Here is a 23,922-nt window from a genome sequence, read left to right as displayed (position 1 = left end):
GAGGATTTTTGTGCGGGAAGTTTTTGAAATGTGGAAACACACCAGGATGATTGTTCTTTCAGCCCTTACTGCGGCTATTTTTGCCGCGGTATTAATCCCTTTCAAAGGAATACCTCTTATCCCGGGATTCACGGAAATTCGCCCGGCGAATGTTATTCCTGTGGTTTTTGGCGTTCTTTTCGGACCGGCGGCCGCGTGGGGAGCGGCATTCGGAAATTTAATAGGCGATTTTTTTGGAACATTAAGCGCGGGCAGCTTATTTGGTTTTTTCGGGAACTTTTTCTTTGCGTTTGTTCCCTATAAATTATGGGGAAAAATGGGGATTTTTTCGAGTAAAGAAGAACCGTCCATGGGTTCAATAAGGCAGGTAATTGAATTAGAATTGATTTGTCTCATCTCCGCTGTTATATGCGCGCTTATAATTGCATGGGGGTTGGAACTTATGGGCCTTTTGCCTTTTGCCACGCTCGGCGCGATTATATCGGTAAATAATTTTCTCGCCGCCGGAATTTTGGGGCCGTTTCTTTTGAAATTTCTTTTTCCGAGAGTAAAAAAATGGAATTTACTCTGGACGGATATTATGGGTGTGAAAATAGAGCATCGCCCCAAAAATATTATTGGTGCGATTCTAATTTGGACAGGCGGATTAGCAGGCCTGATTTTAGGCATTCTTTTATCAGTCAACTTATACCATGCAATTCCTTTCCAATTTGGTGCCGGGACCGCGGGAACAACTGTAGTTTTAGGGACTGCGCCTTTTATTATTGTATTTCTAATTGGATGTGTTTTGTTGTAAGAGGGTTAAGTGGTTAATATAAAAAACCTCTCATTTTCTTATTCATCCAATCCGCAAAAAGTACTGAATAATATTTCTTTTGAGATTTTACCGGGCGAATTTGTGGTAATTATGGGCCAGGACGGCGCTGGTAAATCCACACTTCTCAAAACTTTTAACGGGGTAATCCCTCATTTGATTAAAGGCGGATTTAAAGGGGATGTTTTTATTGACGGGAAAAACACGCTGGATCTGTCTGTCAAAGAACTTTCATTCCATGCGGGGCTTGTATTTCAGGATTTTGAAACACAGATATTTTCCACCCGCGTTGACCTGGAAATAGCTTTCGGCCCGGAAAATCTAGGTTTGCCGTGGGAGGAGATAAATTCACGCGTTAAAAGATCTTTGGAAACTGTCGGGTTAAAAGGGTTTGAAAAGAGAAATCCCCTTGCTTTATCGGGCGGTGAGAAACAGAGGTTATGTATAGGGTCAGTACTGGCCCTTGGCCCTAAAATTCTTTGTCTTGATGAACCGACTACTGATTTGGATCCACAGGGAAAAGAAGAAATATTTGCCCTTGCCAAAAAATTTTTCGGGAATAAAAAAATGACCTTCTGTATGGTGGAACACGAGAGTGAAGAGGTTTTACAGGTGGACAAAATAATTGTTTTAAATAAAGGGGAAATAACTGCAATCGGCCCGTCTCTGGATATTTTAAAAAACACTGGATTGATGAATAAAAACGGTATTAAACAGCCCCAATTGATTGAATTGAATAATAAATTTAATTTTCCCGTGAAAGATTTTTTAAATACAGATGAAATTTATAATATATATAGCACCATGGGGAAAATAAACGTTAAAAAATATTTAAAGGTTTGTGAAAAAGACAGAAAGATTAAAAATACGGCCCAAAAAGTTTTAGAGGTTGAAGACTTGTATTTTTCATATACCCCGGGCAAAGAAATTTTACGGGATGTAAATCTTGATATTTATCAGGGTGATTTTATCGGGATACTCGGTGCGAATGGAAGCGGAAAAACCAGCCTTATCAAACATTTTAACGGGTTAAACAAGCCGTCGAAGGGAAAGGTAAAAATTTTTGGCAGGGATACCCGGGAAGAAAGGCTTGCTGCTTTGGGTCAGAAGGTGGGTTATGTTTTCCAGAACCCTGATAACCAGATTTTTTGCCATACTGTTGAGGATGAGGTTAGTTTCGGGCCCCAACTTTTGGGTTTAAGCAAAAGAGAAATTAATGAAAGAGTGGAAGAGGCATTGGATGCCGTAAATCTCGCAAAGTTTCGCGGTCTGGACCCATTCAGTTTAACCAAAGGACAAAGGCAGAGGCTCGCAGTTGCGTCGGTATTGGCAAGCAGGCCGGGGGTCATTATTTTAGACGAACCCACGACGGGGTTAGATTACCTGGAAATAAGGGGCCTTATGTCACTTATTGAAAAGCTTAACCGGGAAGGATACACAATTATAATAGTGACTCACGCGGTCTGGGTCGCGGCAGAATACGCCAGCCGTCTGATTATCATGAACAATGGCAGGATAATAGAAGACGGTATTACAAGGGAGGTTTTAAACAAAGAAAAAAAACTGAAGGATTCTTCGATTAAACTTCCACCGCTTGTTAAATTAAGCGGCCAATTAGGCTCAACGTTATTGAATATAGAGGAATTTACAAACTGCTATGAATGTTTATCTATATGAAGAAAAAGACACAGTTATACATAAACTTGACCCGAGAACAAAAATAATAATTCTTGTCGCAAGTTTTATCCTTATTTTAAAAGCGGATAATTTTTATAAGGTATTGATTGTATTTTCTTTTATTGTTATTTTCGGGTTAATGTCAAAAATGTTTTATAATATTATAAAACTAAAATTTATTTTAAGCGGTATTTTTATTTTCTCCATGGTAAGCTGGGCTTTTTTTTATCCTGCGAATACAGAAAAAATTTTGGGAGCAACAAAAGAAGGCGCGATTTTCGGTTTTCTGAGGGGTATTAAACTGGTTGGAATGACCGCGTCTGGAATATTTTTTCTTTCAGCGGCAAGTATTGAAGAAATCTCCATGGGATTGGTTAAACTCAAGGTCCCGTATTCGGCTAGTTTTGTTTTATCCACAGCGTTGAGGCTCGTCCCTACTTTTATCGGGACAGGTGCGTCTGTTATTGAAGCCCAGAAATCGCGGGGATTGGATTTGGACAGCGGCAGTATATGGCATAGGGCAAAAAAACATGTGCCGCTTCTTGTCCCTATATTCCTCCTGGCTATTAGAAATACCGACCAATTAGCTGTCGCATTGGAATCAAGGGGATTCGGCAGGAGGGGAAACCGGACATATTATTTAAAAACCGGTTTCAAGGGTTTTGATTATATCTTTTTATTAATCCTGGTTTTTCTTTGTTTTTTTATAATATTTGACTTTCAATAGATTTTGTTGTAAACTCTGAGTTTATTGTAAAGGATTTTTATGAAAAATAACCATATTCTCGAAAAAGTAAGAAAATTTGAACTTGCAAAGAAGGTGCAGGCTATGGGGCTTTATCCCTATTTCCGCGAGATTGAATCCGGGTTAGATACAGAAGTCATAATAGGCGGCAAGAAAATTCTCATGTTCGGGTCCAACAGTTATCTTGGCCTTAACACTCACCCTGAGGTTAAAAAGGCGTCATTAGACGCGGTTGAAAAATATGGGACAGGTTGTGCCGGCTCGAGGTTTTTAAACGGCACGCTTGACATCCACGTCCAGCTGGAAGAAGAATTAGCCGATTTTGTCGGGAAAGAGGCGTCTCTTTTATTTTCAACCGGGTTCCAGGTAAACCTTGGTACTCTTTCAGGATTAATCGGCCGTAATGAGTATATTATTGCGGATAAATATAACCACGCGAGTATTGTTGACGGATGCCGCCTGAGCTTCGGGAAGACTTTGAAATATGAGCATAATGACATAGATGACCTTGGCCGTGTTTTAAAAAGTATTCCCGCTGATAAAAGCAAATTGGTTGTTACCGACGGTATATTCAGTATGGAAGGCGATATAGTTGCCCTTCCCGGGATTGTTGACGCGGCGGAGAAATATAACGCCTCGATAATGCTTGACGATGCCCATTCAATTGGCGTTTTAGGCAAAAATGGCGCAGGCACTGCCTCTCATTTTAATTTGACGGAAAAAGTTTACTTAATTATGGGCACATTTAGCAAATCTTTGGCTTCACTGGGAGGTTTTATTGCCTCTGATAAAGACACAATCCATTATTTAAAGCACCATTCGCGGGAATTGATTTTTAGCGCAAGTATGCCGCCCGCTAATGTGGCGTCGGTGAGCGCGGCGTTACATGTAATGAAGCGCGAACCTGAGAGGATTGAAAAATTATGGCAAAATACCAAAAGAATGCTGAATGGAACAAAAGATTTGGGATTGAATGTCGGAAGGAGCGAAACCCCTGTCATTCCCGTATATGTCGGCGACAGTATTACATGTTTTAAAATGTGCAAGATGCTTCAGGATGAAGGTATTTTTGTGAATCCCGCGGTCCCGCCGGCGGTTTCTGAGGGCGCTTGTATTATAAGGCTTAGTTTGATGGCCACCCATACTAATGTTCAAATTGATTTTGCGCTGTCAAAAATTAAAAAGGTGGCGAGAGAGCTGAAAATAATCTAAAAACTGAAATCATTCTTCAGTTTTTTAGTTTTTCGGTATAAAATTTATGTCTGAAATTACGATCAAAGAAGTTGAATCAAAGAAAGATTTACATATATTTATCCGCTTTCCTTACGAACTTTACAAGAATGACCCTAATTGGGTGCCTCCGCTTTTGATTGAACGCGAGGAATTCTTTAATCCTAAAAAAAATCCTTTTTATGAGCACGCGGAAATAAAACTTTTCCTGGCTTTTAAAGGCAGAGAACCGGTTGGCCGTATTTCAGCGCATATTAACTTTAATCATAATAATTTTTACAAAGACAAGGTTGGTTTTTTCGGTTTTTTTGAATGCGAAAAAGATTACGCGGTCGCGGAAAAATTATTGTCAAAAGCCTCTTTATGGCTTAAATCAAAAGGGATGGATATCGCCCGCGGGCCGATGAATTTTTCAACAAATGAGGAATGCGGGCTCCTGGTGAAAGGATATGATTCCCCGCCTGTTTTAATGATGTCTTACAATCCTCCCTATTACGCTGACTTCCTGGAAGCTTCCGGTTTTAAAAAAGAGATGGATTTATTCGCATATTTCTTTGAGTTTAGCGATATCCCTGAATATATTAAAAAAGTTTCTGAAAGGTTAATGAAAAGAAGAAATGTAATTGTAAGGCCGATTAATACCAGAAAATTTTGGCAGGATGTAGAAATAATCAAAAAAGTATACTCTTCCGCATGGGAAGAAAACTGGGGTTTTGTGCCGATGACCGATAAGGAATTTACTAAGACCGCGAATGATTTTAAGATGATAATGGATAAAAATATGATTTTATTCGCGGAAATCGACGGTAAACCAGTGGCATTTTTTCTCGCGCTTCCCGATTTGAACATTGCCCTGAAAAAAATAAAGGGGAGGCTTCTTCCTTTCGGTTTGATTAAACTGCTTCTTGAAAAAAGAAAAATAAATGCCTTGAGGGTTTTAACAATGGGCGTGGTGAAGGAATACCGTCACTGGGGCATAGACGTTTTGCTTTATAACACTGGTTTCAAAAATGCCGTGAAAAACGGTTATAAAAAGGTAGAATATTCATGGATATTAGAAAGCAATGAAATGATGAACAAAATCCTCGTCCGCATGGGCTCCGACCCTTACAAGACCTACCGAGTTTACGATAAAAAACTGTGAAATTTATTACTGGCCATAGCGTAGCAGAACATAAGCAAATTCAAAAATATTTCTTTATATAAACTTATTAAATTGTTATAATAAGATAATTTCAGAAGGATAGAATAATGAAAATTTCAAAAGAAAAAGCTTTAGAGTTCAAAAATCGGTGGAGAATAGTTAATGAAATTCAGAGAAAAGAGCCGCAAAAACTTTCTCCTCTTAAAAAATTGCATCAGTTAAAAATACTTATGAAATGGGCAAAAGATTTTGGATGGATTGAGACCCTAAAATCAGAAGAGCTTGCAGTAAGAAAACGATGGATAAAACTTAAAAAGTTATATCATGCCTAAAAAAATAAGAACAGATTTACCTTTCCCGGTCTTGAGAGATTTTATTAAATGGTTAAAATCAGAAAACATTAAAGGTATAATAATTGGCGGTATAGCATCTTCTATCCTTGGACGACCCCGTACAACACAAGATATTGATAGTGTTATAATTATCAATCCCAATTTACTAAATAAATTCATTGAAAAAGGCGAGAAATATGGATTTATTCCCCGCATCAAAAATGTCATCGAATTCACAAAAAAGACAAATGTAATATTAATGAAACACAGAGGAACCAGTATTGATATAGATATTTCAATTGGATTTTTGCCGTTTGAACACGAAGCCATTGAAAATGCTGTATTAATGAAAATAGGGAATTTTTCTCTTCCCCTTCCATCTCCGGAAAACCTGATAATTATGAAGGCAATCGCTCACCGCCCGAAGGATCTTATAGATATTGAATCAATACTGGGCGCCAATCCGAAACTCGATTTAAAACGGATCCGCAAATGGGTCAGGGAATTCTCATCTGTTTTGGAAATGCCAGAAATATCAGATGATTTGGAAAAAATTCTAAAAAGAGGCCTACGGCAGTGAAAAATGAGGAAAATTATATGAAAAAAATAATATTAATAATAGCAATTTTTTGTCTTTCTTTAAATTGTGTAAAATTACGCGAACCTCAAACTACTACTTATGAAGGATTTGAACAATTAAAAAATGAAGATTGGCATGTAAGAAGCAAGTTTATAGAGGAACTCGGGAAAACAAAAAACATTAAAGTTATCCCATTGCTTTTAGAAACTCTCAATGATAAACATGCTTTTGTCCGGTGTAAAGTTATAGAAGCTTTGGGTGAAATAGGAGACAAAAGTGTAACGCAAAATCTAATCAAATTCTATAAAAGAGAAAAAGATGATTTAAGATCTCGAAGAGAAATACTAATTTCTCTTGGAAAAATTAAAGATGAAAAAGCAGTATCTTTTTTAATGAAAGAAGCAAAGAATAAAAATAATAATAAGGAAATACGCATAAAATCAATCGATGCCCTTGGCGAGATAGGGGATAAAAAACCAGTTAAAACGTTAATTACACTGTTAAAATCCGAAGATACTGATTTGAAAATCAGCGTAATCTATTCGCTTGGTAAGTTAAAAGATAGCCAGGCGGTTGAACCCCTTATTTCCCAGCTCGGCAGTAATGACACGGATGTCCTTTGTGAAGCAGTTTACGCCTTGGGTGAGATAAAAGATACCAAGGCAGTTAAACCGCTTATTCCTTTATTGAAACACAAAGAAGAGGATGTCAGGAATGAAGTGGTCACGTCCTTGAACAAGATAAAAGAAACTGTGCCCGAAGAGCTGATACTTAGCTCTAACTCGGATGTTTTACTTAAAATAGACGACCCGCCAAGCAAGGGAGTTATCCCCTTACTTAAAGACAAGAATAGCAGTATAAGAGAATTAGCGGCGAAAACCCTTGGAAGAGCGAAATGGAAGCCATCTACTGAAGATGAAGAAATATCGTATTACATAGCAAAAAAGGATTGGGACATGTGCGTCAAAATAGGCGAACGTGCTTTGGTTCCGCTTATTGAGGCATTGAAAGATAATGATATTAGCGTTCGTAAAGGCGCTGTGACATCCTTGGGGAAAATAGGCGACGAAAGAGCTATTGAACCAATAATTGAAAAGACCGAAGATCCTGACCGAGAGATTCGAAAAATTTCAGTTGAAGCATTAGGTAATATTAAATCACCAGTATCTAAGCCACTTGTTTCTTTGCTTTCAAATAGTATACCTCGTGACGAGATAGACTCATTGACTAAAATTGGTGAACCAGCAATAGTTCCGGTACTGAAATTATTTAAGACAAGTAACTCCCCAATAGCACTTTCTAAATCGGCGGATGTTCTGGGTGGAATACCGGATAAAAGATCAGTGAAGCCGCTTGTTGAAAAACTTGAATATAATGATGAAAGGGTTAGAAAAGCATCGGCAGAGGCTTTAAGTAGATTAGGTTGGATACCAGCAAATGATTCAGAAAAGGTTTCTTATTATATTGCCAAACAAGAATGGGACAAATGTGTAGAAATTGGCACTCCTGCAGTAGAGCGGCTTATTTATCTTTGGCGAGAATTCAACTGGGGATATATTGAGAGAGAAGTTGTTATAAATACATTGGTAAATATCGGTAAACCCGCAGTAAAACCTCTTATTACTGCACTTCAGAACAAAGAAGCTAATAAAATTCAAGAAAATGCAATAATAACATTAGGAAGAATAGGAGATAAAAGAGCAATAAAACCGCTTACTAAATTTACTGGGCAGAAAGAGGCTGTAAGGGCACTGAAAAAAATAAAGGCTGGAGGGGATAAGGAATATATAAAGATAATAATTCCAAAACTTAAAGATAAAAACAGGGAGATTCGTGTAGATGCGGTTGAAACTCTTGGTGGGATGGGTAAATTAGCAGTGGAGCCATTAATAAATGCCTTAAAAAATGAAGATTGGCTTATTCGCTCAAACGCGGCGGCTTCTTTAGGAATAATTAAAGACAGTACGGCAGTTGAACCATTGATTCTTACGTTGGGGGATAAAGAAGCCCATGTGAAAAGGATAACAGCGTATAGCTTAGGCCGTATAGGGGATTGTCGTTCAGTCAAACTCATTATTAATTTATTAGAAGATGATATCCCTGATGTGCGGAATACAGCTATTCAAGCCTTGTCTTCATTCAGATGTGGGAAAATATTAATTTCCGAATTGCAAAATACAAAATCCCATAAAGTAGCATCGACTATACTGGAAGAGGTTATCTGGATTGAACCAGAAGAAAAAGCATTTTGCTATATCGGAAAAGAAAAATGGGATAGCTGCGTGAAGATAGGCGGCCCCGCGGTAAAGCCACTGGTTTCAGCGCTTCGAGACGAAGACTGGAAAATACGCAAAGGCGTGGCGGAATCTCTGGAAAAACTAAATTATAAACTGGAAAAAGAAGAAGAGAAAAATTTTTACCATATCGCAAAACATGAATGGGACAAATGCGTAAATTTTGGCAAACCGGCGGAAAAACCTTTGATTGATTTACTTTTGGACAAGGATGCTTTAATCAGAAAAGCCGCGGCTGAAACTCTGGATAAATTGAAATGGTCAGCCTCAAACGAAGAAGAAAAGGTAATATATCTTATTGCAAAACAGGAATGGGATAAATGTGCTAACCTCGGCGCGCCGGTGGCGAAGAGGCTGATTCTTCTATTGTATAAAGACTCAAATAGTAATATTCAAAACGCGGCTGTGAATACCTTAGTCAAAATAGGCGAACCGTCGATTGATTCCTGTATCTGGGCGTTGAAATACAGCTATCGAAGCGATGTCTGGTTTAAGTTAACGGATGTTTTAAGCAGGATAGGCAAACCAGCATTGAAGCCCTTATTTATTACTCTGAAAGATGGCTACAGTTACGCTCGCGTCGGAGCCGCGTGTGCTTTGGGTAAAATGGGCGATACTGCCGCAGTAGAACCTCTTGAAAATGTCTTAAAAGGCGATGAGGAGATCGATGTTAAACAGGAAGTAAAAAAGGCTCTGGATAATATTCAGAATAAAAATGCTGGATTGGTCAGAGATTAAAGACGAAAATATTAGGTTTGAAAATATGATAGCATCTCATCTCCTGAAATTCTGCCATTTCCTTAAGGATGTTGATGGTTATAAAACACATATTTATTATTTAAGAGACAGTGAGCAGGTTATAAATGAACAAAATGTTGATTTTATAAAAGACAATATTCGAATAATTTCAACCTCCAGATTTTTAACAGGGCAAATGGCCGCCGCTTGTCTAAACAAGGGTCAGCAGAGACCATTATTTCGATTATTTCCACATATCTTTGTCGATGGCCTCAAAATCATGAGTTTTATTTTTGAAATCTTTAAAATTTTTCTCACTCCATGTGCCGGCCAGATGATCCAGGTCGGTATGTACAATACTTCTTTTTTTCTTTAGACCCAAGGCTTCTTTTATGACCTCCAGCATAAAAGAATTATTTTTCTTTCGCCTTGTTTTTCAATGCGCTGGAAACCTCGTTATCGATGCGTACTCTTTTCAAATTTTCTCCTTTGATCTCAATATATGCTATTATATTAAATCAAACTTTGCAAGCATAATTTTTATATAGATTGATCATAGGAAGAGGAATCAAAAATTTCTTTATATTAACTTATTGAATTGTTATAATACAGTTATTTCAAAGGAGCAGGTAATGAAGAATCATATCCTCAGACTGCTGGTTGTTTTTCAAATGGTCAGTTTTATATCCTTGTATAGATTTTTGTATGCTGAATCAGAAGGGACTTCCAATAAAATTTTTCAAGCAAAACATTGGGCAATACCTGTTGAGAAAGCGGGACTGCCTAATTTTTTCAAAGTTACGGATGAATTATACAGAGGGGCCCAGCCGACCTCTGAAGGAATTAGGGAATTAGAAAAGATGGGAATTAAGACTGTTATTAATCTGCGGTCATTTCATTCGGATAAGGATGAAATAGGGACCACTGACATTAAAGGAGAACATCTTTATGTAAAAGCATGGCATCCGGAAGAAAAAGAGGTTGTAAAATTTTTAAAGATTGTAACTGATAAAACAAAAACGCCGGTTTTTGTCCACTGCCAGCATGGTGCGGACAGGACGGGGCTTATGGTTGCGATGTATAGGATTGCGGCCCTTGGCTGGACGAAAGATGAGGCAATCGAGGAAATGACCAAAGGCGATTTCGGATTTCATGAGATATGGGGGAATATTGTTAAATTTATAAAAGAAGCGGATGTTGAAGAAATAAAAAAGAAGACGGGGATAAAGTAGAAAAATATTGATAAAATTTACACTATAAAATGAAAGAAGGCATGTTAAACAGAATCAAAGGATATCCATCAGGCAAAAATTCAATAATGATTCTCTCAGCCGCCGCAGGTGCCGGGCATCTAAGGGCGGCGGACGCGCTTGTATCCGCGTTTGCCGGTAAAGGTATCAATGCGAGGCACATTGAGGTTTTACAGTATACCAATCCGGTTTTCAAGAGGCTTTATTCGGATTTATATGTTGAGCTTATGAATAAAGGTCCGGATTTACTGGGCTGGATTTATAATAAACTGGACAAGCCCGGAAAATTTTTTAAACGAAGGTTGGCGCTGGATAAACTTAACAGCACGCCTTTGATAAAATTAATAAAGAATGAAAATCCGGATATTATAATCTGCACGCATTTCCTGCCCCCTGTAATTCTTCTTCATCTAAGAAAAAAGGGGATTATAAATTCAAAAATCGGGATAGTAATTACGGATTTCGACGCGCACGCGACATGGATATTCCGTGACATTGACTGGTATTTTGTTGCCATCGAAGAAACCAAGGAATATCTCAAAGCTTTAGGTGTCCCGGAAGAAAGGATTCATATTACAGGTATTCCGATTGACCCTGTTTTTTCCGTTGAAAAATCGAAAAAAGATACCCGGTCAAAACTCGGTTTAAATCCTGACAGGACAACGATACTGGTTTCCGCGGGAGGCTTCGGGGTCGGGCCTGTGGAATCACTGGTTTCATCTGTCCAGAATGTAAAGAATCCTGTTCAGATTATTGTAATCTGCGGAAAGAACAAAAACCTCGAAAACAAACTTTTGAAATCAAAAAATTCCAGTCATCCAATGAAAATTATAGGGTTTACAAAAGAAATGGATATTTTTATGGCGGCCTCTGATATTCTTGTGGGAAAGGCGGGAGGTTTGACATCGTCCGAAGCACTGGCGAGGGGATTGGCGCTTGTTATTGTAAATCCCATTCCCGGGCAGGAAACGCGAAACACTGACCATTTTCTGGAGGAGGGAGTCGCGATAAGGTGTAATAACTTTCCGACAATAACTTATAAAATAGATAAATTACTGGACGATAAAGATAAGCTTTTAAGAATGCAGGACAACGCAAGACGCTTGTCAAAACCCGGAGCAGCGTCCACCATTGTTTCAATTATACAAAAGTTTTTATTTCTGTTTTTGATTTTTTTAAAAGGGCTGTCTTACGCCGCCCCGCCTGTGATTAAATCGGTTATTCCGGCAAACGGTGCTGCTTCCGCCACAATAACCATCAACGGCGAGAATTTTGATTCAACGTGCAGGGTCTATTTTAGCACGGGAGGGCCTTACATCTCGGGCAGTGTCGATACTCCCGGTGATACCCAGGGTATATTTATTGCAGGCGATTACGCCTATCTTGCTGACGGCAGTTCAGGCCTTGAGATAATAAATATCCGGGACAAGGTGAGGCCTGTGATATCCGGGAATATAAACTTTTCCGATATTGCGCAGGATGTCCATGTTAAAGGCAGTTACGCGTATGTTTCCGCTAAAAACAGCGGATTGCATATAGTAAATATAAATATTGTTGACCCCTCAAAACCTTATCTTACCGGCAATGTCAAAATTCCGGGCAATGCTTCAGGTATCGATGTCTCGGGAAACTATGCTTATGTCGCCTGCCGTAACGCGGGCCTTCAGATCATCGATATATTTGACCCGGCGGCCCCCCGCATAGCCGGAAGCATCGATACCCCCGGTCACGCGAGCGATGTTTATGTTTCCGGCAGTTACGCTTATGTGGCGGATAGCTGGATGGGCCTTTCAATTGTAAATATATCCGACCCTTCGCATCCCGTTATTTCAAACAGTCTAAAAACTTCCGATTGGGCGGTTGGTGTTTTTTTTGACAGCAATTTTGTTTACGCGGCCGTTGGCAGGACCGGTGTGGATATAATAAATGTGGATGATCCTGATCACCCTGTCATGACAAAAAATATTGACACGCCCGGATACGCGATGAGGACTTATGCCTCAGGGCGTTATGATAAGGGAATTTACGTGTCGGGCGGTTACGTTTATGTTGCTGATAAGTTCTCGGGCATGCAGGTGATAAGCCTGTTTGATTTCTCCCAGCCGCGTTTATTAAAAGGCAGAGAAACGACCCCGGATGAAGTAAAAGCCCTGTTTGTGGCAGATGAATACGTGTACGCGGCCGCCGGGAAATCAGGCCTTGAGATAATAAATATAACAAGCCCCATTAATTCCAGCATCTCAGGCAGTGTTTCAACCCCGGGTCAGGCTTCGGGCCTCTGTGTTTCCGGAAATTATGCGTATGTTGCCGATGGAAAAGAGGGTCTTGAAATAATAGATATAAGCGACCCTTCCGGCCCGGTAATAGCGGGAAATATCTTGGTCCCCGGCGACGCGGCGGATGTTTGCATCATGGACAGTTATATTTACCTTGCAGACAAATCCGGCGGTATTGATATAATAAATATTCTGGATCCTTCCCATCCTGTTATGACAGGAATCATTGATTTGCCGGGCACGGTTAATGATATACATGCTTCCGATAATTTTGTTTATGCGGCCGGCGACGGGGGATTAAATATTATCGATGTCAGTGACCCTCGTGAGTTTGTGATTGCAAGTTCTCTGGATACAATCGGGACCGCTTACGATGTTTATGTGTCAGGCCTCTATGCTTATATTGCCGCGGGAAAACCGGGGCTGTTTATAGTTGATATAAGCGACCCTAAAAAACCGTTTATAATGGGCCGTGCAGGAACAAAGGGCGATGTGCGCCGGGTTTACGTTTCAGAAAATTATGTTTATGCCGCGGATTTTGCGGAGGGATTTACAGTAATAAATGTCAAAAGCCCCGGCCATCCGGAAATATCCTCAAGTTTTAAAATGCAGGGGAATATCCTGGATATTTTTGTTGAGGGAAACTACATGTATATTGCGGCAGGGCGGGACGGTTTAAAAATTGTTGATATTTCTGACCCCGGATATCCTTTGCCTGCCGGAGGTGTTGATACTTCAGGACATATCGCGGCGGTAAAAATCGCGGGAGATTATGCGTATATCGCCGATTCGGACTTTGGGCTTGAGATTATACACAGGTTTAAGGCGGAAATAACCGCAGGGCCTGTTAATTTTATCGATTATCATAATCTGAGCGTCCCTGTTCCTGCCGGAATATCCCAGGGGAAATATAATATAAAAATTCTAAATTCCAGGCATGAGCAGGCCGTTCTGCGCAATGGGTTCACCGTTTTAGAACCGTAAAAAAACCGGTTTAGTCTAACGGTTTATTTTTAAACTCTGTTATAAAATGGCTTAAAGGAAAGAAATATAAAAACAAAGTGATATATATAATGAAAGATTTCAGCCCCAGCATGCCTAAAATGCCGATAATAAAAATCATAAAATGCATTCTGATGACATTGATATAAGGCTTGAACATCGCAGACGGGCCTTCAGGGTTACGGAAGGCGGCGAGATAAATTCTGTCCTTGACAAAGCGCTTAGCACAATAAAAGGCCAGTAGTTTTTGATTGATAAAACAGTTAAGTCCCCAAATAACACCATTGTCCCTTTGGGCGTTTTGCCAAAAGGATTATCCTGGACCAAAGGGAAAAAGCCGTTTAAAAAAATACTGTGGACAAAATGAAATCCTAAAAAGTGGAGTGTAAAAAATCCAAGCAAAAATAGACTTATAGGGAGCAGCATAATAATACGAACCGGCAGGTTGTTTGTATCCGGGATAAAGTCCCATTTCTTAATATCGCGCAAAATTACCCCAATGGCCAGTATAAAACCCGGCAGACCAATAATAAGCATCATTTTGAATAATAATGACCAGCGGAAAAACATAAATACAGCAAATAAAACAAAAATATTCATTAATATGGTCTGAAACTCCAGGGGAAGCCGGGCGGATTTTTCTTCATTATAAAAAAATGCTGGACTGCCTCTTAAAAGAGCGGAGATAATTGAGGTAATAATATAGCTATACCCCAGAATGAGACTTGAAATCCATAAACTCCACAGGATATCTTTAACCGCCCATTTTTCGAACCACGCCAGGACAATCGTGGCAAAAAACAAAATTATATCTAATAAAATATCCGGCGGATTCTCTTTGGAATTTGCAGCGCCTTTTGTTAATAATCCCATTTTTAAACAGCCGTTTATGTTTTAAATTAACCTATACCATAATATTATTATTTAATCAATATAATAAATTGTTTTCCCATGAATTATTAAAAATTTATGTAACAGATCACTAAATTTGTTATAATTTTAAACAAAAGGAGATATAAAATGAAAAAACTTATATTTCTTGGATTATTTTTATTTTCAGCCGGATGTGTGGGCATCCCTGGAGATTTAAAGGCGGTTGATGGTTTTGATATTAATAAGTTTACAGGAACATGGTATGAAATAATACGTTTAGACAACAAGTTTGAAAAAGGGTTGACAAATGTATCCGCAACATACACGCTCAGGAAAGACGGGGGAATAGATATAGTAAACAACGGGTTTAATATTGATACAAAAAAATGGGTTTCGGTAAAGGGAAAAGCGTATTTCGTTTCAAGCCCCGGTACCGGCAGGTTGAAAGTATCTTTTAGCTGGCCATTTTATACGGGATATAATATAATTTTTCTGGATAAAGAAAATTATTCATATGCGCTGGTATGCGGGAATAACAAATCTTATTTTTGGATATTGGCACGGGATATGGCCTTGAGTATAGACCGGGCAAATGAATTGATCGACGTAGCAAGAAACCTGGATTTCGATGTTGATAAGTGTGTAATCGTTGACCAGGACATTGTATTCAAACGGGGATATTTTAAATAATTTTCTCTGGGCCGGACGGGATAATATATTATGAAAATAAAATACCATATCGCTTTCTCCGCTTTTATTTCAGGCATACTGCATATGGTTTTTAAATCGTGGATTTTTACGTTTGTGTCTTTTTTATCCGGCATCTTAATTGATATTGACCATTTTATTGATTACCTTATCGAGTTTAATTTCAGGTTCGATTTGAAAGAATTTTTGCACATATATAGTGAAAAGCTGAATGTGAAAACATATATATGCCTTCACAGCTGGGAACTGCTGTTTATTTTATTAATGACTGCATGGCTGACAGGCTGGAATTTATGGATAACAGGGACGCTTATCGGTTTTGGACAGCATATATTACTGGACCATTTTAATAAACCATACATTAAATGGCTTTATTCATTTCTGTGGCGCCGGGAAAAAGCTTTTATAATACCTTCAAAAACTGATTTGTAATTTATGAAGTATCAAGAAAATTTTTATCTTCAAAGGACCACGTTAAAAAAAGTAAAAATTGCAGGATTTATAATATTTGTAATTTTTGTTATTATCCAGACTTTAAAAATGGTTTATCAAACTCCTGTTTTCACCGGCCGGATTATAAATTCGGTTGACGGAAAACCTGTAAAAGATGCAGTTATTACGGCGGTGTGGTGGAAAAGTTCAATCAAAGGATTAATGCCTTGTTATTCGGTATCTGTGATTACAGGAGAAAAAGGACAATATAAAATTCCAAAATATACGCGTATTCACAGAAGCAGATTATATTTACCGGATCCATACTTTCACATGTCTTTTGAAGTAAGCCACCCTTTATATAAAAGTATAGACATAAAGTCCAATTTGGTTTGGGAAGAAAAAAACAGCCGGACGGGAAAAATCAATTTTAATGGGGAAAAGACGGCGGACGGGTCTATTAATTATGATATATTATTAGACGGTTTAAGAGAAAGGTTTTTATTGAGATTTGAGGCCGGGGAAATAAACAGGGGTGAAATAGATAGAATAATTAAAACATGGAACCCGGGTGGTTTTTTAACTCATCTCGAAAATTATGTGAATGGCTGGTACTGGAAAGTTTTGAAAGAACAAAATATATCATATGATATCAGTGAAACTTTTAATAAATGGGAAGAAATTGCGGCAGGGATTGACAGCATGGATAAAACAGGCAGGGGAACCGGTGAAACTTATAGTGAAAAAGTTTATAAGGCAAGGGTGGAAATATTAACCAATTTAGGACTATAAAAATAACATCAATTTGAAAAATAATTTGTTTAGGCTGAAAGGGTTTTTATTATATGATATAATCCTTAAATTATGAAAGTTTTAGTTACGGGTGCAAATGGATTTATCGGGAGCAGAATAGTTGAAGAACTGCTTAAAAAGAATTACGAAGTTAGTTGTTTGGTGAGAAAAACAAGCAATCTCAGCTTTCTTTCACATTTGCCTGTTTCTTACGTTTATGGTTCAGTTGATAATAAATCCTCGTTAGTTGATGCCTTTGGTTCATTTAAAGGTGATTTTCCCGGGTATATAATTCATTGTGCTGGTGTGTTAAAAGGAAGGAACAGAGAAGATTTTTTTTCAGTCAATGCGGAAGGGACGAGAAATCTTATCGAAACCTGCGCGGTTTTCAAGGATAAAATAAAAAGATTTGTTTATATAAGCAGTCTTGCCGCTTCCGGACCGGGGACCATACAAAATCCCAGGAAAGAGGCAGACATCCCCAACGCCATAAGTTTCTATGGGCAGAGTAAGCTTGCCGGTGAAGAAGAATTAAAAAAGTTTTCCCGCGAGATTCCGATAACAATTATCCGCCCGACTGCCGTTTACGGTCCCGGGGACAGGGGAATTTATACATATTTTAAACTGATTAACAGCGGAATAATGCCCTTTGTGGGCAATATGGAAATGGAAATCAGCGTAATTTTTGTAGAAGATCTGGTTAAAGCTGTTCTTTTTATTATGGAGAGTAAAGAAGCAGAAGGAGAAACTTTTTTCATTTCAGACGGGACTGTCTATAAATTAAAAGAGATTCTTACGGAAATCAAAAAAGCGTTAAATAAGAAGACAATACCTTTTTTTATTCCGGATTTTTTGCTTTATTTCATCGCTTTTATTTCAGAATTTACAACAGAATTATTTGGGAAAGCCACATTTTTAAACAGGCAGAAATTCTTGGAAATTTCACAAAAAGGATGGGTCTGCTCAATAGATAAATTAAAGAAACTTGGTTTTACACCGGAATATGAGTTAAAAACCGGAGTGAAAGAGACTATAAGGTGGTATAGAGAAAATGGATGGCTTTAATAAAAAACTAAGGACCAAAGAACTAAAAAACTGAAAAACATAAATACACAGGAATATTTTTTTGCTATTTAGTATTTTGGTTTTTAAGTTTTTAGTTTTTCAGTTTCTTATTGTAGTTTTTAAAGATATGCGATTAAATTTAACCGATAAATTTACTTTAGGTTATATAATAACAGTTTTATTAATAATACTTCTTTTTTTTCCCAGTGTGCCCGGCGGGGCTGCATTTGTTTTAATCCATCTTTTTATTATCGCGGGGATATTTTTATTAATTTATTTATTTGATAAAAAACAGAATAATAAAATTATCAGATTTTTGCGTTTTTGGTATCCGCCGGTTCTTTATACGTTTTTATATGAAGAAACCAGCCGTTTGAATCATATTTTTTTTAAGGAATATTTAGATCCGTTATTTCAAAATATTGAATTTGCTATTTTTAAATCACAGCCAAGCTTATGGTTTTCTGAAAAGTTTCCTTATATATGGCTGAAAGAAATTTTTCATTTTTTTTATTTCAGCTATTATCTTTTAATCCCGGTTCTTGGACTGATTCTTTATTTTAAAGATATTAAAAAGTTTCAGCATTTTATTTTTACAGTAAGTTTCACATTTTATTTTTGTTATTTGATTTATATTTTCCTGCCGGTTGTGGGACCCTTGATATGGGATTTCCCCAAAATGAAAGGATTTATATTTGTGCCTTTAATGAATTTTATTTATGCCTATGCTGAAAAACCCGGGGCGGCATTCCCAAGTTCTCATGTGGCTGTAGCTTTAATAGTCACTTTTTTTTCTTTTAAGTATAACCGCAGGCTGTCCCTTTATTTTTTAATTGACGTTATTTTACTTGCAATTGCCACTGTTTATTGCAGGTTCCATTATGTTATTGATGTTGCCGCCGGGATCATTACTGCTGCCGGGTGTTATTATTCAGGCAATTTTATTTATAAAATATTTGAAGGGCCGGCAGAACCCCGGCCCCTCATTTAAATAACACGCGGCTGGACCGCAATAAACCATTTCTTTACATTGATGGCTTCAGGAGAATTGGGCGGAGCTGATTCCAGAAATTTTTTGAATTCTCTTGCGGCTGAATCTATTTTATTGACTTTAGAATAAGCGTACCCCAGCGAATAGCGGAAATATGGTGAAGACGGGTCGATACGGGATAGTATCTGAAATTGATATATCGCCAATTCATATTTATCCTCCTGCATATATTTCTGGGCGAGATATGAATGTGAATTAATAACAAAATGTAGAATCTCATTGTCCCTGTCACATCTTGTGGCATGATCCAGGTTTAACCCCCTATAACGGTAATTTAACCATACTTTTTCGTCGATTACCGGATTGTTGTTTGGCACGCCCAAATCACGGAATAGGATTCCTTTCGGAACTAAAGCATACCGTTTTGGAAGGTAGTCTTTACTGAAATAAGTATAATAATAGTTCCGGTTAGGATTATCTGCCATAAAATCTCTTGTAAAAACTACCGAACGGTATATTAAATCCTGTACCAGATACCAATCCAGAAATTCGTTATGACGCATAACTACATGTGGATAATTATCTTTTGTCTGCTGAAAATACCATGGCAATGTTATCATTCTTTGATGGATGTTTACGATGTCTAACCTGCGGCCTTCGGCGTAATTATAAAACCACCAGTTAAAAGTGTCATTAGAGAGAAATCCCCAGACAACACTGTCTTTTTCAAGCGTATTGGCCATATTATAAACAAAATCGTAGGTAAAATAGCTTTTATGATAATCATAGGTTTTATACTGTAAGGCCAGGTTGCTTGCAGGAAAAAGCAAAAAAGGAAGTAATGTAAACGCCCAAATTTTTTGGCTGACAGGCTTAATTGTATTTATTAAAAAGTGAATTTTTTCTAATATAAAACATAGCCCAAAGATTATCCATATGGCGGAAAGGGCATAAAAAGGGAGAAGAAATTTACGCATTAAATGGACCATATGACCGGGAGAAGGAGGGTTTACGAGGAAAATAAATAATAAACTGCTGCAAAGGGTGGCCAATGAAAGAAATACAGTATATTTTAAATTTTTCCTAAGCATCCGGTATAACCCTAAAAAAACAAAGATGAAAATATAAACATTAAATTGTTCAATAAATCCTACTCTGTTTATTTGTTCAATCCATGTTTTTATTTCCCGCATCTGCTGGAGCGGCCCATATTGGTCCCTCTTAATGGAAAATTTAAATCCTTCCCATGTGTAAGGTATTCCCCAGTTTAAAAATGGGTGTTGGCCGGACCGTATCGGCATATACAAATAAGCGCTGAATCCCAGAACAGAAAGAAACAGGATGATAATAAAATTTTTCCATGCAAAAACATTCTTAAAGTCTGTAACTGCCGCAAAATATAAGAGAGGTATAAAAAACAAAACTGCCTGCTGATGATGGGCAAAACTCATGCCATAGATAAAAGACGCACAAAACATATATCTTATATCTCTTTTTTCTTCCCATAAGAGGAAAAGAAAAGTAACCAGCATCATAAAGAATAAATTCAGGGTATATTCCTCTGATGTGATTGAATATAACCATATCATACCGGCGGTAGAAGCCAAAATAGCGGATGCAATAGCCGGGAGATACCCGCCAAACAAAATTTTCGGGTCTGTCTTGTTTATTTCAATAAGTTTTTTTTCAATTTTTAAAACTATGAAAAAAATAAGGACGGCGGATAATGCGCCCCAGTAAGCGTTTGCCATATTCCCCCTGAAACCGATATTGCTTACAGGAATAAGAGTTATAACCGCCTTTGTAACAAAAGTGAAAAGCGGGTAACCAGGCGGGTGTGTAATCCCGAGTGTATATGGAGAAGTGGTTAATTCTCCGCTGTCTTCCCACCAGATAGAAGGATTTAGTGTTTTTAGGTAAATCCCCAGGGTTATTATAAAAACAAAGATAGCGGCAAGATAAGTTTTATTTTGTTCGTTTGATAAAATCATATTGACTCCTTAGATAGCCTGTGATTATCTTTACAAAGTTCATTATTAAAATATACATTGCCTTTTGTGTCAATGGCAAAACGGCCTTCAGCGATATATTGCAGAGTCAGCGGAAAAATTTTCCAGTCTCCATTTTTTTTAAGCCTATCCTGGTGCTTATCAATTATTTCCTGAAGCAGGCTTTTTTCTTTTGATTTGTCTAAATCCATAATATACAATTTATCCGGTATAGTAACAGAAATTCCTTCGGAAATCAAAAGAATTTCACCATAATCAACCTTATCTCTTACGATATGCGTGGTAGAATGAAGCTCTTTTTCTCCCGCCAATATTGCGTCGTGGACCGCGTGGGCTCCTGTGTATTTTCTTTTATTGCCTGTTTTAATAGACAAATCTGCGGGGTGAACGTTTATTATTTTCCCGTTGTATTTATCTAAAAGCGGTTTAGTGACTATGCTCATGTATCCGGCCAATGCGATTAAATCTATTTTATATTTTTCTAAAATTTTTACTATTTCACTGTCAAATCCTGAGCGAAGAGATAAATCTTTTTTATCAGAATGTCCTTTTAATTTATAATAATCAAGGATGTCAAATATCTCCAGCGGAATATTAAATTTTTCTGATATCTGTCCGGCATTGCTTTTTTTATTATCTGTGAATATCACACTAATTTCATATGGAGATTTACCTTTTTCTGTCTCAAGTTGTTTCGTCCATTCAATAATTTTTATTAAGTTAGTCCCTGAGCCGGACATAAACCCTGCCACCCGCATTGGCAGGTTTTTACGGGGTGTGTATATAAGTTGAATAGACATAACTACATATTTTATCATAAACTTTTAAAAATTGTTTAAAAAAGTTACATTTTTTTTACAAAAAGCATATATAATATATAACATCTTGTGCAACTTTAAGCCCATATCTTAAAATTAGCCGCGCACAGCATTAATACATAAAAAACCGGAGAAATTATGCGAAAATATTTCAAATTTTTTGCAGTTTTGTTTTTGTTTTTCTCTCTTAACGGTTGTTTAAAGAAAACAAAATTGCCTTTATCTTATTCTGATTTGGCGGTTAATTTAAAAGCTGGGGATATTATACATATCCAGACAGGTTTTGTAATCAGCGTGGAAAATATGATTGATATTATTAAAGATTCGCGGATTATTTATATCGGAGAAACGCATGATAATATTGAAGCTCATCATGTCCAACTGGAAGTTATTAAAAAATTGCATGAACTGTATCCGGATAATCTTTCCGTGGGAGTGGAAATGTTTCCTAAATCTTATCAAAAGATATTGGATAAATGGTCGATGGGGGAGCTTACGGAAAAGGAATTTATCAGACAGACAAACTGGTATTCTACATGGGGAATAAATTATAAATACTATGCTGATATTTTTAATTTTATTAAAGAAAAAAAATTACCCCTTATCGGCCTTAATGTTCCCCGTGAAATTTTAAAAGACATGAAAATAAGCGGTATTGACATAACAAGAGAAAAATACCGCGAAGACATTCCTGATATAGATATGAACGACCCTTATTATATAAGTTATATGAAATCTTATTTTTCCGGGCACGGCAGTACGGGAAGAGGGTTGGACACATTTATTCAAATTCAGGCTATGTGGGATGAAATTATGGCTAAAACACTTGTTGATTTTTTGACGCGGAATAACGGGATGAAAATTGTTGTCCTGGCAGGCGGTAACCATGTAAAGTATGGGTTTGGTATCCCCCGCCGGGCCTTTCGGAAAATGCCTCTCCCATATAAAATTATTATTCCCAGGGAAGTATCTATTCCTGAGGATAAAAAAGACAAGTTAATGGATGTTGATCTGCCGGATTTAAATATTCCGGCAGCGGATTTCTTCTGGATGGTAAACTATACTGATTTGGATAAGGAAAAAATTCGTTTAGGGATAATGACAGATGACACGCAGGGTAAAATTGTTGTGAAAAGCATCCTTCCTGAAAGCCTTGCAGAAAAATCAGGCATTCTGGCTGGAGATATTGTTTCAATGTACAATGATGAGGATCTGACGGAGGTCTCTGATTTAATTTATTTATTGGATAAAGAAAAACCAGGCAACCATGCTGTATTAGAAATTTTAAGAGGCGGAGAAACATTGAAAATCGATATAATTCTGACTATCACTTCCCCTGAACCTCATTAATTTATTCTGTACTGTTAATATTCACATTTTCAAAAGTATCGGCTTTGCTTAAATCCAAATTTAAAGGGAGTGTTATAGTTTTGTTTATATCTTTGATGATTATTTGCCATTGCCCTGCCGAAGGCTCAGATACAAACATATATTCGCCTTTTTCATCAGTGACAGTGGAATAATATGTTTTGCCGTTACAGGACAGTTCCAGGGACACGTTGGGGTATGGAGTTACGGCATTCCTTTTGTATATTCTCCCTGAGATTATAGCAAGGGTTTGTTTCATTTCAAAATCCGCATCTTTTATATTTTGTTTCTGGGTAAGTTTTATGGGCGCCGCCGGTTTTTGGACATACTCATATACTTTTTCCATTTTTTGGGGGAATTCAATTGTTAGATAATAATCACCGTCCGGAAGGTAGTTGAATTCATATTCTCCGTTGCTGTTGCTGTACGTATTGTCCAGCTTGGCTTTTCCTTCCCAGAAGAACTGATTTTTTACATCTTTTGCAGAATAATTTCTTAATTCGACTTTTATCCCTTTTAATGCGTAATTGTTTGTGGAATATATTTTTCCGCTGATTGAACTGGCCTTTATGATTTGAGTAAGATTAATGAAAGAAAAAACAAATAGAAATATTGATATAAAATTAATTTTTTTCATAAATTTTTCTCCTTATGCTGTTACGTAATGTCAAAAATCTCTTTGACATTTTATTAAAATTCCTTATCATTATCGATAAAAATCAACTTTTTAAATGCTCCCCCCTGTTTTTAAGAAAATTTTGAGGTATAATAATCATCATATTGT

22 protein-coding genes are annotated in these 23,922 nt (G+C 37.4%); 16 read left to right on the top strand and 6 right to left on the bottom strand.

Features of this window, described 5'->3' with window-relative positions:
- The first annotated feature begins 10 nt into the window (after nucleotides 1-10).
- From AB1498_00660 to AB1498_00625, 8 genes are all read left to right on the top strand, one after another.
- Complete coding sequence (locus tag AB1498_00660) at nucleotides 11-796, top strand: QueT transporter family protein (GenBank protein ID MEW6086812.1); 786 nt, start codon at nucleotides 11-13, stop codon at nucleotides 794-796.
- A 9-nt stretch (nucleotides 797-805) separates the two neighbouring features.
- Entirely contained in the window at nucleotides 806-2,491 is a 1,686-nt protein-coding gene (locus AB1498_00655; protein MEW6086811.1) for an energy-coupling factor transporter ATPase, read from the top strand.
- Complete coding sequence (locus tag AB1498_00650; GenBank protein ID MEW6086810.1) at nucleotides 2,472-3,218, top strand: energy-coupling factor transporter transmembrane component T; 747 nt, start codon at nucleotides 2,472-2,474, stop codon at nucleotides 3,216-3,218. Before AB1498_00655 ends, AB1498_00650 begins: the two co-directional genes overlap by 20 nt.
- A gap of 39 nt (nucleotides 3,219-3,257) precedes the next feature.
- Nucleotides 3,258-4,448, top strand: a complete 1,191-nt coding sequence (locus tag AB1498_00645) for a pyridoxal phosphate-dependent aminotransferase family protein (protein ID MEW6086809.1) — start codon at nucleotides 3,258-3,260, stop codon at nucleotides 4,446-4,448.
- Nucleotides 4,449-4,494: 46 nt separating this feature from the next.
- Entirely contained in the window at nucleotides 4,495-5,610 is a 1,116-nt protein-coding gene (locus tag AB1498_00640) for an N-acetyltransferase (protein MEW6086808.1), read from the top strand.
- Nucleotides 5,611-5,717: 107 nt separating this feature from the next.
- Nucleotides 5,718-5,942, top strand: coding sequence for a hypothetical protein (locus AB1498_00635; protein MEW6086807.1), 225 nt, complete (start codon nucleotides 5,718-5,720; stop codon nucleotides 5,940-5,942).
- Entirely contained in the window at nucleotides 5,935-6,522 is a 588-nt protein-coding gene (locus AB1498_00630) for a nucleotidyl transferase AbiEii/AbiGii toxin family protein (GenBank protein MEW6086806.1), read from the top strand. Before AB1498_00635 ends, AB1498_00630 begins: the two co-directional genes overlap by 8 nt.
- A gap of 17 nt (nucleotides 6,523-6,539) precedes the next feature.
- On the top strand, nucleotides 6,540-9,554 hold the full coding sequence (locus tag AB1498_00625) for a HEAT repeat domain-containing protein (protein MEW6086805.1): 3,015 nt from the start codon (nucleotides 6,540-6,542) through the stop codon (nucleotides 9,552-9,554).
- A 244-nt stretch (nucleotides 9,555-9,798) separates the two neighbouring features.
- Here the strand turns inward: AB1498_00625 and AB1498_00620 are convergent, their stop codons facing one another.
- Nucleotides 9,799-9,960, bottom strand: coding sequence for a hypothetical protein (locus AB1498_00620; protein MEW6086804.1), 162 nt, complete (start codon nucleotides 9,958-9,960; stop codon nucleotides 9,799-9,801).
- A 226-nt stretch (nucleotides 9,961-10,186) separates the two neighbouring features.
- Between AB1498_00620 and AB1498_00615 the strand changes: the two genes are divergently transcribed.
- Entirely contained in the window at nucleotides 10,187-10,786 is a 600-nt protein-coding gene (locus AB1498_00615) for a dual specificity protein phosphatase family protein (GenBank protein ID MEW6086803.1), read from the top strand.
- Between the two features lie 41 nt (nucleotides 10,787-10,827).
- Entirely contained in the window at nucleotides 10,828-14,064 is a 3,237-nt protein-coding gene (locus tag AB1498_00610; protein MEW6086802.1) for a glycosyltransferase, read from the top strand.
- Between the two features lie 10 nt (nucleotides 14,065-14,074).
- On the opposite strand, the gene AB1498_00605 is transcribed toward AB1498_00610, so the two are convergent.
- Both AB1498_00605 and AB1498_00600 read right to left on the bottom strand, forming a co-directional pair.
- On the bottom strand, nucleotides 14,075-14,284 hold the full coding sequence (locus AB1498_00605; GenBank protein MEW6086801.1) for a hypothetical protein: 210 nt from the start codon (nucleotides 14,282-14,284) through the stop codon (nucleotides 14,075-14,077).
- On the bottom strand, nucleotides 14,200-14,955 hold the full coding sequence (locus tag AB1498_00600; GenBank protein ID MEW6086800.1) for a hypothetical protein: 756 nt from the start codon (nucleotides 14,953-14,955) through the stop codon (nucleotides 14,200-14,202). Before AB1498_00600 ends, AB1498_00605 begins: the two co-directional genes overlap by 85 nt.
- A gap of 147 nt (nucleotides 14,956-15,102) precedes the next feature.
- On the opposite strand from AB1498_00600, the gene AB1498_00595 reads away from it, so the two are divergent.
- The 5 genes from AB1498_00595 (at nucleotide 15,103) to AB1498_00575 (ending at nucleotide 18,943) form a co-directional block, all read left to right on the top strand.
- Nucleotides 15,103-15,645 (top strand): lipocalin family protein, encoded by a 543-nt coding sequence (locus AB1498_00595; GenBank protein ID MEW6086799.1) that lies wholly within the window; start codon nucleotides 15,103-15,105, stop codon nucleotides 15,643-15,645.
- Between the two features lie 30 nt (nucleotides 15,646-15,675).
- Nucleotides 15,676-16,095 carry a hypothetical protein gene (locus tag AB1498_00590; protein ID MEW6086798.1) on the top strand — a complete coding sequence of 140 codons (420 nt, stop codon included), beginning with the start codon at nucleotides 15,676-15,678 and terminating at the stop codon, nucleotides 16,093-16,095.
- Between the two features lie 3 nt (nucleotides 16,096-16,098).
- Complete coding sequence (locus tag AB1498_00585) at nucleotides 16,099-16,887, top strand: hypothetical protein (GenBank protein MEW6086797.1); 789 nt, start codon at nucleotides 16,099-16,101, stop codon at nucleotides 16,885-16,887.
- Between the two features lie 72 nt (nucleotides 16,888-16,959).
- Nucleotides 16,960-17,952, top strand: coding sequence for an NAD-dependent epimerase/dehydratase family protein (locus AB1498_00580; GenBank protein MEW6086796.1), 993 nt, complete (start codon nucleotides 16,960-16,962; stop codon nucleotides 17,950-17,952).
- A 127-nt stretch (nucleotides 17,953-18,079) separates the two neighbouring features.
- Entirely contained in the window at nucleotides 18,080-18,943 is an 864-nt protein-coding gene (locus AB1498_00575) for a phosphatase PAP2 family protein (protein MEW6086795.1), read from the top strand.
- Here AB1498_00575 and AB1498_00570 read toward each other — a convergent pair.
- Both AB1498_00570 and AB1498_00565 read right to left on the bottom strand, forming a co-directional pair.
- Complete coding sequence (locus tag AB1498_00570) at nucleotides 18,940-20,934, bottom strand: DUF2723 domain-containing protein (GenBank protein MEW6086794.1); 1,995 nt, start codon at nucleotides 20,932-20,934, stop codon at nucleotides 18,940-18,942. The genes AB1498_00575 and AB1498_00570 overlap by 4 nt on opposite strands.
- The gene (locus AB1498_00565; protein MEW6086793.1) at nucleotides 20,931-21,752 is read right to left on the bottom strand and encodes a formyltransferase family protein; all 822 of its coding nucleotides are present in this window, start codon (nucleotides 21,750-21,752) and stop codon (nucleotides 20,931-20,933) included. The genes AB1498_00570 and AB1498_00565 overlap by 4 nt, the downstream gene beginning before the upstream one ends.
- Before the next feature lie 156 nt (nucleotides 21,753-21,908).
- Here AB1498_00565 and AB1498_00560 point away from each other — a divergent pair, with 156 nt between their 5' ends.
- Entirely contained in the window at nucleotides 21,909-23,120 is a 1,212-nt protein-coding gene (locus tag AB1498_00560) for a ChaN family lipoprotein (GenBank protein ID MEW6086792.1), read from the top strand.
- A 1-nt stretch (nucleotide 23,121) separates the two neighbouring features.
- Here AB1498_00560 and AB1498_00555 read toward each other — a convergent pair whose 3' ends face one another.
- Entirely contained in the window at nucleotides 23,122-23,775 is a 654-nt protein-coding gene (locus tag AB1498_00555; GenBank protein ID MEW6086791.1) for a carboxypeptidase-like regulatory domain-containing protein, read from the bottom strand.
- Nucleotides 23,776-23,922 lie beyond the last annotated feature (147 nt).

The organism is bacterium, assembly GCA_040754625.1.
Lineage (GTDB): Bacteria > JACRDZ01 > JAQUKH01 > JAQUKH01 > JAQUKH01 > JAQUKH01.
The sequence above is the reverse complement of the archived record's forward strand: the minus strand, read 5'-3'. Positions and strand labels throughout refer to the sequence as shown.